Source organism: Methylibium sp. T29-B (assembly GCF_000576225.1).
In the GTDB taxonomy this organism is placed as follows: Bacteria; Pseudomonadota; Gammaproteobacteria; order Burkholderiales; family Burkholderiaceae_C; genus Methylibium; species Methylibium petroleiphilum.
On the sequence record NZ_AZSN01000139.1, the window covers coordinates 1 to 9507 of the forward strand.

Consider the following 9507-nt stretch of genomic DNA (forward strand, 5'->3'; position numbering starts at 1 on the left):
CGACTCGCCCGCGCTCGCGGGCGGCTCCGACAGGCCGCCGTTGTCGGCCGGCGGCTCCTGCAGCCCCCCCGACGTCGGCGGCTCCTGCAGGCCGCCTCCCTCGTCGCTCGGCGGGGCCTGCAGGCCTCCGGTGCCTTCCGATTCGGCGGCGCTGCCGAACCCCATGGGCTGCAGCTCGGAGAAATCGTCGACCGGCGCCACGCGGGTCACGGTCTGGTAGCTCCACAGCGACACGGCGGCGAACAGGATCAGCGGCAGCAGCGTGATGAACAGCTGCTTGAGCAGGAAGCCCGTGCTGACGGCCTGGTTGCGCTTGCCCTTCAGCGCGCCCAGCAGCCAGGGCAGCGCTCGGCCCTCGCCGCGCGCGCCGGCGCTCTGCAGCGGCTGCGGCAGCGGCACGAAGCGCTGCGCGGCCGTCAGCGGCGGCATCAGCGCCGGCTTGAGCTTGGCGAGGAGGATCACGTAGAGGATGTACAGGCCCGCGAGCATGATCCCGGGGAAGAAGGCGCCCGCATACAACTGCACCACCGACACGCCGGCGGTCGCGCCGTAGACGATCAGCAGCACCGACGGCGGGATCAGGATGCCCAGGCAGCCGCCGGCGGTGATGGCCCCGGCGGAGATCCGCACGTCGTAGCCGCCGCGCAGCATCTGCGGCAGCGCCAGCAGGCCCATCAGCGTGACCACCGCACCCACGATGCCGGTCGCGGTGGCGAACACCGCGCAGGTCACCAGCGTGGCGACCGCCAGCGAGCCCGGCACACGCGCCAGGGACAGGTGCAGGCTGCGGAACAGCTTCTCGATCAGGTTGGCGCGCTCGACCAGGTAGCCCATGAACACGAACAGCGGGATCGAGATGAGCACGTCGTTGCTCATCACCGAGAAGGCGCGCTGCACCATCAGGTCGAGCGTCTGCTTCATCGCGCCGCCGGCCGTCTGCCCGCCGGAGTGGTAGGCGAAGAAGGCGAACAGCATGCCCATGCCCATCAGCGTGAAGGCGGTCGGGAAGCCCAGCATGATGGCCACGACCACCAGCGACAGCATCAGCAGGCCATAGTGACCATTGGTCATGGTGTCGACGCTCAGCACCATCGCCACCGCGGCGGCGACGATGATCGCCATCAGCGTGAAGCCGAACCACAGTTCCTTGCGCAGCTTCATGCCTTGCCGCCTTCCTTGACGACGAACTTGTCGAGTGCCTCGATGTCGGCGTCCCTCACGTGCACCATCTCCTTGAGCTTGTCGACGTCGACTTCCTCGACGTCCTCCTCGCGCGACGGCCAGTCGCCTTCACGCAGGCAGATCACGCAGCGCACGATCTCCACCAGGCCCTGCAGCAGCAGCACGCCGCCGGCGAAGGGGATCACGAACTTGAACGGGTAGACCGGCAGCGGATCGGCGTTGAAGGTCTGCTCGCGGATGGAGAGCGAATCGTTGAAGTAGAACCAGCCGGCCCAGGTGAGCGCCACGATGCCCGGCAGGAAGAACACGATGTAGAGGATCAGGTCGATCGTAGCCTGCGTGCGGGGCCGGAAGAAGCCGTAGAGCACGTCGCCGCGCACGTGGCCCGCCTTGCTCAGCGTGTAGGCGCCGGCGCACATGAAGAGCGTGCCGTACAGCATGATCTGGGCATCGAGCACCCAGGCATGCGGCTTGTTGAGCACGTAGCGGGAGAACACCTCCCAGCTGATCAACAGGGTCAATCCGACCACTGACCAGGCGAACAGCTTGCCGATCCAGGTGGAGAAACGATCGATCGCCAGCAGCAGGTTCTGCATCAGGCTTCCTAGAAAAACGTCCGGACAAACGAGCGGGGGCGCCGCTCTGCGGCGCCCCCGGATGTCGCTCAGATCACTGGGGCGCTCAGGCCTTCTTGGCGCCGAAATAATGGTTGTAGGCCATCTTGAAGTCAACCGTGTAATCGTTCCACCATTGACCGGCGCGCGCGGCGAAGGCTTTCTGCGAATCGATCACCTTCTGGAACAGCGGGTTCTCGCCGCCCTTCTTGGCGATGATCTTGTCCCAGGCAGCGAGCTGCGCGCGCAGGATCGCGTCGGGCGTCTTGTAGAACTTCACGCCGGCCTTCTTCAGCTCGCCGTAGTCGAGCGAATTGCGGTGCGCGGCCTTCCAGCTCATGTCGGCGCTGGCGGCCTGCACGCCGTAGTCGACGATCGCCTTCAGCTCGGCCGGCAGCGCGTCGAGCTTGCCCTTGTTGAACAGGATCTCGAACTGCTCGCCGCTCTGGTGGAAGCTCTGCAGCATGCAGTTCTTCACCACGTCGGGGAAGCCGAGCAGTCGGTCGGAGCTGGCGTTGTTGAACTCGGCACCGTCGATCAGGCCGCGGTCCAGCGCCGGCACGATCTCGCCGCCCGGCAGCGGATTCACCGCGGCGCCCATGTCGGTGTACATGTCCACCGCCAGGCCGACGGTGCGGAACTTGGTGCCCTTGATGTCCTCGAGCTTGCCGATCGGCTTCTTGAACCAGCCGAAGGGCTGCGTCGGCATCGGGCCGTACAGGTAGGACACGACGTCCATGTTCAGGCTCTTGTAGATCTCGGCCAGCAGTTCCTTGCCGCCGCCGTAGTTGTGCCAGGCCAGCAGCATGTTGGGGTCCATGCCGAAGGACGGACCCGAACCCCACAGCGCCAGCGCCGAGTTCTTGCCGTAGTGGTAGGCCACGACGCCGTGACCGCCGTCGAGCGTGCCCTTGTTGACAGCTTCCAGCAGCTGGAAGGCCGGCACCACCGAACCCGCCGGCAGCACCTCGATCTTCAGCCGGCCACCGGCCATGTTGTTGACCTTGGTGGCGAAGTCCTGCGCGTACTCGTGGAAGATGTCCTTCGAGGGCCAGGTGCTCTGGAAGCGCAGCGCGGTGGTCTGCGCGACCGACACCATCGGGGCGGCCATCGCGGTGGCGCCGACGGCACCGGCGGAAGCCTTCTTGAGGAAGCGACGACGTTGCGGGGCGGTCTTCTGGGTCATGGACATCTCCTGATTGGGGCACTAACGACGGGTTCGCGACAGCCAACCCGGGTCTGTTTGAAAGCTCACCGATGGTAAGGAGCGCCCTCGCGGGCCGCCGCTGTCGTTAACCCCATACGTAGTTCCCGCAACGCGACCGGACCCGGACGCGCACTGGAAACAGCCCGCCTTCAGCCCGCGCCGCGGGCGCTCGCGAGACGCGCCGCGAGCAGCAGGAAGAGCCCGCCGCCGAGCGCCTGCAGCGCCCGCCGCAGCGCCGGCGCCACCCGGCCCCGCACCCGGTCGGTCAGCAGGGCGACGAGCAGCAGCCAGCTCACGCCGCTCAGGTTGAACAACAGGCCGAGCAGCAGGAAGGCCGGCAGCGGCAGGCCGGCATGCACGTCGACGAACTGCGGCACGAAGGCCAGGAAGAACAGCCCGACCTTGGGGTTCAGCAGGTTGGTCAGCAACCCGGCGGTGAACGATTGGCGCAGCGTCGGGAGCGGCGCCACCGTCTGGTCCGACGCCTCGGTCGCGGCATCGGCCCCGCGCCACGCCGCGCGCAGCATCTGCAAGCCCAGCCAGGCCAGATAGAGGGCGCCGGCCCACTTGAGCGCGTCGAAGGCCCAGCGCGACGCGGCCAGCACGCGGCCACGCCCAGCGCGGCCGCGACCGCGTGGCCCATGCAGCCCAGGCCGACGCCGAAGGCGCCCGCCACGCCATGGCGCCAGCCGCCGCGCGCGCTGCGGCTCATGACGTACAGCGTATCGGCACCGGGCGTGAGGTTGAGCACCAGGCTGGTCAGCATGAACAGCCCGAGGTCGTGGATGCCGAGGCTGCTCAAGGCAGCTCGACCGCCAGTGCCGTGGCCTCGCCGCCGCCGATGCACAGCGCCGCCACGCCACGCCGCAGCCCGCGCCGCCGCAGCGCGCCCAGCAGCGTCACGACGATGCGGGCCCCCGACGCGCCGATCGGGTGGCCCAGCGCGCAGGCCCCGCCGTGCACGTTGACACGCTCGTGCGGCAGCTCGAAATCGGTCATCGCCGCCATCGTCACCGCGGCGAAGGCCTCGTTGATCTCCCACAGGTCGACGTCGCGCACCGACCAGCCGGTCTTCTGCAGCACCTTGCGGATCGCGCCGGCCGGCGCGGTGGAGAACCAGGCCGGCGCCTGCGCATGCACCGCGTGCGCGCGCACCACGGCGATCGGCGCGAGGCCGCGCGCGCGGGCCGTGGAGGCACGCATCAGCACCAGCGCCGCGGCGCGTCGGAGATGCTCGACGAGGTGGCGGCGGTGATCGTGCCGTCCTTGCCGAAGGCCGGCTTCAGCGCCGTGATCTTGTCGAGCTTGGCCTTGAAGGGCTGCTCGTCGCGATCGACCGCCACGTCGCCCGCCCTGCCGGCCAGCGTGACCGGCGCGATCTCCCAGTCGAAGCTGCCGTCGTTGTGGGCCGCGATCGCGCGCTGCGTCGACGCCACCGCGAACGCGTCCATCGCCTCGCGCCGGAAGCTGTAATAGCTGACGCACTGTTCGGCGAACACGCCCATCGACTTGCCGCGCTCGTAGGCGTCCTCCAGGCCGTCGAGCGCCATGTGGTCGTACAGCACCGCCGCGCCGTACTTCAGCCCCTTGCGCACGAAGCTCAGGTGCGGTGCGTTCGTCATGCTCTCCATGCCGCCGGCCACCACCACCTCGGCCGAGCCGGCCGCCAGCATGTCATGGCCGAACATCAGCGCGCGCATGCCGGAGCCGCACATCTTCGACAGCGTCACCGCGCCGGCCGAGTCCGGCAGGCCGGCCTTGCGCGCCGCCTGGCGGGCCGGCGCCTGGCCCTGGCCCGCCATCAGGCAGTTGCCCATCAGCACCTCGTCGACGGCGTCGCCCGGCACGCCGGCGCGTTCGACCGCGGCGCGGATCGCGACGGCGCCCAGTTCCCAGGCCGCCAGCGCCGCCAGGTCGCCGAGCAACCCGCCGATCGGCGTTCGCGCAGCCGACACGATCACGACCGGATCATCGGTGGACATGGCAAGACTCCTTCACAGGATCAGATGGGGTTGTGGCCGAGCTGCGTGGTCGCCGACGCCGGATGCAGCGACACCGCCTCGGCGTCGAGGCTGCCGAAGCCCAGCCCCAGCGGACGGCGGAAGCGCTTGTGCGGGTCGTAGGGGAAGACGTCGTGCACGTAGCCGCCGGCGATGCGGTCCTTGCGGCCCTGCCAGAACGCCGGATCCAGCAGCTCGGCATGGTGCTGCATGAACACCTCGCGCACCGTCGGGTTGCCGAGCAGGAAAGGGCCGAAGGTCTCGGGGAACACGTCCTTGGGACCGACCGAATACCAGATGTCGCCCGACATCTCCTCCTCTTCGGTACGCGGCTCGGGCACCTTGCGGAAGTTGCAGTCGGTCAGGTACTCGATCTCGTCGTAGTCGTAGAACACCACCTTGCCGTGGCGCGTGACGCCGAAGTTCTTCCACAGCATGTCGCCGGGGAAGATGTTGGCCGCCACCAGGTCCTTGATGGCGTTGCCGTACTCGATGACGGCATGCTTCATCTGCTCGGGCGTGGCCTCCTGCAGGTAGATGTTGAGCGGGATCATGCGCCGCTCGATGTACAGGTGCTTGAGCACCAGGCTGTCGCCCTCCTCCTCCAGCAGGCTGGGGCAGAAGTGACGGATCTCCTCGATCAGCTCGGGCTCGAAGCGCTGGCGCGGGAAGGCCACGTTGCTGTACTCCAGCGAGTCGGCCATGCGGCCCACCCGGTCGTGCGTCTTCACCAGCTGGTACTTGCTCTGGATCAGCTCGCGCGTGGTGTCCTTCTGCGGCGGGTAGAAATCCTTGATGACCTTGAACACGAACGGGAAGCTCGGCAGGTCGAACACCAGCATCACCATGCCCTTGATGCCGGGCGCGATGCGGAAGCTGTCCGAAGAGTGGCGCAGGTGATAGAGGAAGTCGCGGTAGAACTGGTTCTTGCCCTGTTTCTGCAGGCCCAGCGCGTTGTACAGCTCCCAGCGCGGCTTGCGCGGCATCAGCGAACGAAGGAACTGCACGTAGCCGACGGGATCTCCATGTCGACCAGGAAGTAGGCGCGCGCGAAGCTGAACAGCAGCAGCAGCTCGTCCTCGCCGAACAGCGCGGTGTCGATGGTCAGCAGTTCGCGCGAGTTGTGCAACACGGGCAGCGCGAAGCCGGTCTCGCGAAAGCCGTTGATGACCTTGCCGACGATGTAGGCGCCCTTGTTGCGGAAGAACAGCGAGGCCAGCACCTGGATCTGGAAGTTGGCGCTGAGCTTGACGTCGCCGAACTGGTTGCGAAACGCCTGCAGCACGTAGTCGATGTCGCGCCCCAGGTCCTCGAACTCGCGCTGGAGCTGGTAGTTGTCGACGATGCGCAGCAGCGTCTCGCGCAACCCCTCGGCCGAGCCCGGCCGGCTCGGGTAGTAGGCGCGGTAGGTCGGCAGCGAGTCCGGCTCCTCGTTCTCGATGTACTCGGTGCTGACCGCCGGGCGCACGAAGATGAAGTCGTTGCGAAAGTAGCTGCGGTGCAGGATCTTGGTGGTGACCGAGTTGAAGAAGGTCTCGGCCAGCTCGGGCTGGTGGTGGTTGATCAGCAGGCCGATGTAATACAGCTTCACCTGCTGCCAGGTCTCCTCGGACAGCGAGCTGGCGCGGAATTCGTTCTCCAGCCGCTCCGCGGCCTCGTCGACGCGCAGGTCGTAGAACTCGATGCGCTCGCGCTGCGCGCGTTGCTGGCCGTGCCAGTCGGCCGCCTCGAAGCGCTGCTTGGCCTCGGCGCTGGTCTGGCGGAAAAGCTTGTAGTGGCGGTTGAAGCCGTCGAGCAGCGCCTGGGCGATGTCGAAGGCGCGCGGGTCGTTCAGGGTGGTGACGAAGCTGCCCGCCATCAGGCGACCCCCCGGGCGTCGTAGCGCGCCTTCACCGTGGCGAGCGCCCGCTGGTAGGCGGGGATCACCGCGTCGGCGCTGTCGACCGTCATCGTCAGGTCCTCGAGCAGACCGTTGTGCAGACCGTAGAACCAGCCGTGGATGACGACCTGCTGGCTGCGCTGCCAGGCGTCCTGCACGACGGTGGTGCTGCACAGGTTGAGCGCCTGCTCGACGACGTTGAGCTCGCACAGCGCGTTGACGCGGTCGACCTCGCGCACGCCGTCGAGCCAGGTCTGGTGCTTGTTGCGCACGTCCTGCACGTGGCGCAGCCAGTTGTCGGCCACGCCGACACGGCGGTCGGCCAGCGCCGCGGCCACGCCGCCGCAGCCGGAGTGGCCGACGACGATCAGGTGCTGCACCTTCAGCATGTCGATCGCGAACTGCACGACGGACAGGCAGTTGAGGTCGGAATGCACCACCACGTTGGCGACGTTGCGGTGCACGAACAGCTCGCCGGGCAGCAAGCCGACCAGGTCGTTGGCCGGCACGCGGCTGTCGGCGCAGCCGATCCACAGGTACTGCGGCGACTGCTGCTTGAGCAGCCGCGAGAAGAAGCCGGGTTCGCGCACCTCGGTCTGCTTGGCCCACTCGCGGTTGTTGTCGAACAGCTCTTTCAGGTCGGTGGTCATGCTTCGGCTCCTCTTTGCCACAATTTTACGCAGGCGCCCCCTGACGCGTCGGCGACCGACCGGTCCCGGCGTTTGCGTTAACGTGCCACCGGACTTCACGGCGGCGAGCCCGACCTGCGATGAACGCTCTCGAACACCAATTGGGCTACCCGTTCGGCGATGCCCTGCCCGCGCTGGGCGACGCCCTCGACGTCGCCCCGGGCGTGAAGTGGGTGCGGATGCGGCTGCCGTTCGCGCTGGACCACATCAACCTCTGGCTGCTGCGCGACCGGCTCGAGAGTCCGGACGGCCCGGTGGAAGGCTGGGCCATCGTCGACTGCGGCATCGGCGACGACACCACCCGCGCCGCATGGGAGCAGGTGTTCGCCGACCACCTGGACGGCCTGCCGGTGCTGCGCGTGATCGTGACCCACATGCACCCGGACCACATCGGTCTGGCCGACTGGCTGACCACGCGCTGGAGCGTGATCGGGCGCGACTGCCCGCTGTGGATCAGTGCGACCGACTGGAACGCGGCTCGGATCGCCTGCCGCAGCACCACCGGCGTCGGCGGCGACGAAGCGGCAGCCCACTTCGCGCGCCATGGCGTGACCGACGCCGACGCGCTGCAGAAGATCCGCCGGCGCTCGAACTACTACGCCTCGATGGTGCCGTCGGTGCCGCAGCGCTACCACCGCCTGCTCGACGGCGAGACGCTGCGCGTCGGGGACCATGGCTGGCGTTGCCACGTCGGCTACGGCCATGCGCCGGAGCACATCGCGCTGCATTGCGAGGCGCTCGGCGTGCTGATCTCGGGTGACATGGTGCTGCCGCGCATCAGCACCAACGTCAGCGTGCTCGACTTCGAACCCGAGGCCGACCCGCTGCGGCTCTACCTCGAGTCGATCGAGCGGATGCGCGCGCTGCCGCCCGACACGCTGGTGCTGCCGGCCCATGGCCGCCCCTTCACCGGCCTGCACACCCGCGTCGACCAGTTGCGCGACCACCATGCCGAACGCTTCGCCGACGTGCTGGCCGCCTGCGCCGCCGCCCCGAAGACGGCGACCGAGCTGCTGCCGGTGCTGTTCAAGCGCCCGCTCGACCTGCACCAGACCACCTTCGCGCTGGGCGAGGCGATCGCCCACCTGCACGCGCTGTGGTTCGACGGGCGGCTGGTGCGTCAGGTGGACCGTGCGAGTGGCGTCTACCGCTTCGCCGTCGCCGGCTGACGAGAACGGCCCGACCCGCACCACCCGTCAGGTGCCGCCGCCGCGGTAGGCGCGGAACACGTCGCGCAGCGCGGGCACCGCCGGGGAAGCCGGCTGCGACAGCGAGCGCTCGATCTCGTTGAGATGGCGGCGCATCTCCGTCGCCGCGGCGCCCGCCCCGTCTCGCTCCAGGCCCGCCAGCAGGCGCCGGTGGCTGTGCGCCACGCACATCGGCTCGCCCGGCGCCTTGTACAGCGCCATCAGCAGCGAGGTGGTCGGCAACAGCTCCTCCAGCAACCGCAGGAAGATCGGGTTGCCGCTCAGGCGCGCGAGCTCGAGGTGGAAGCGGCCTGACAGGCGGATCGCCTCCTGCTTGTTCTGCGAACGCGTCGCACGCTCCTCGGCCGCCACCAGCGCGCGCAGCTCGGCCAGTTGCGCCGCACTCAGCTTGCCGGCGAGGCGGCGCACCACCTCGCACTCGACGACGCGGCGGGCGTCGAACACGTGCTCGCCGTCACGCCGCGTCGGCTCGGGCACACGGGCGCCACGGTTGGGCTGCAGCACGATGATGCCGTCCTGCGCCAGCCGGTGCAGCGCCTGGCGCACCACCGTGCGCGAGACCGCGAAGGCCTGCGCCAGCTCCTCCTCGCGCAGCCGCGTGCCGGGAGGCAGGCGCTGGTCGATCACGGCGGCATAGACCGCCTCGTAGACGCGATCGGTCGGCAGCGCCGGCGAGGCGTCCTGCGGGTCGGGGGGGACGCCGGCGACGCGGCGCTGGCTCATGCGCC

At 68.8% G+C, this 9507-nt stretch carries 6 protein-coding genes and 3 pseudogenes; 1 reads left to right on the plus strand and 8 read right to left on the minus strand.

Going from position 1 to position 9507, the window contains the following annotated elements; all coding sequences use genetic code 11:
• The 7 genes and pseudogenes from Y694_RS17155 to can all read right to left on the minus strand — a co-directional run.
• Positions 1–1161: TRAP transporter large permease subunit (locus tag Y694_RS17155; protein WP_152543609.1), on the minus strand; the 1161-nt coding region annotated here is incomplete at its 3' end.
• On the minus strand, positions 1158–1778 hold the full coding sequence (locus Y694_RS17160) for a TRAP transporter small permease subunit (protein ID WP_036234737.1): 621 nt from the start codon (positions 1776–1778) through the stop codon (positions 1158–1160). The genes Y694_RS17160 and Y694_RS17155, both read right to left, overlap by 4 nt.
• Positions 1779–1863: 85 nt before the next feature.
• Positions 1864–2982, minus strand: a complete 1119-nt coding sequence (locus tag Y694_RS17165; RefSeq protein ID WP_011830939.1) for a TRAP transporter substrate-binding protein — start codon at positions 2980–2982, stop codon at positions 1864–1866.
• A 170-nt stretch (positions 2983–3152) separates the two neighbouring features.
• Positions 3153–3769: pseudogene (locus Y694_RS17170) on the minus strand (LysE family translocator).
• 32 nt (positions 3770–3801) lie between these two features.
• Positions 3802–4985 (minus strand): annotated as a pseudogene (locus Y694_RS17175) (acetyl-CoA C-acyltransferase).
• 20 nt (positions 4986–5005) lie between these two features.
• A pseudogene (aceK, locus tag Y694_RS17180) lies at positions 5006–6861 on the minus strand (bifunctional isocitrate dehydrogenase kinase/phosphatase).
• Positions 6861–7532, minus strand: a complete 672-nt coding sequence (can, locus tag Y694_RS17185) for a carbonate dehydratase (protein ID WP_036234740.1) — start codon at positions 7530–7532, stop codon at positions 6861–6863. Before can ends, aceK begins: the two are co-directional and overlap by 1 nt.
• Before the next feature lie 119 nt (positions 7533–7651).
• Here can and Y694_RS17190 point away from each other — a divergent pair, with 119 nt between their 5' ends.
• The gene (locus Y694_RS17190; protein ID WP_011830944.1) at positions 7652–8740 is read left to right on the plus strand and encodes an MBL fold metallo-hydrolase; all 1089 of its coding nucleotides are present in this window, start codon (positions 7652–7654) and stop codon (positions 8738–8740) included.
• Between the two features lie 27 nt (positions 8741–8767).
• On the opposite strand, the gene Y694_RS17195 is transcribed toward Y694_RS17190, so the two are convergent.
• The coding region (locus Y694_RS17195; protein ID WP_310732267.1) for a GntR family transcriptional regulator at positions 8768–9507 on the minus strand (740 nt) is incomplete at its 5' end.

Excerpts from the sequence above, each read along its gene's own strand:
- Y694_RS17190 (WP_011830944.1), top strand. The coding sequence starts at position 7,652 with ATGAACGCTCTCGAACACCAATTGGGCTACCCGTTCGGCGATGCCCTG.
- Y694_RS17165 (WP_011830939.1), bottom strand. The coding sequence starts at position 2,982 with ATGACCCAGAAGACCGCCCCGCAACGTCGTCGCTTCCTCAAGAAGGCT.
- can (WP_036234740.1), bottom strand. The coding sequence starts at position 7,532 with ATGACCACCGACCTGAAAGAGCTGTTCGACAACAACCGCGAGTGGGCC.
- Y694_RS17160 (WP_036234737.1), bottom strand. The coding sequence starts at position 1,778 with ATGCAGAACCTGCTGCTGGCGATCGATCGTTTCTCCACCTGGATCGGC.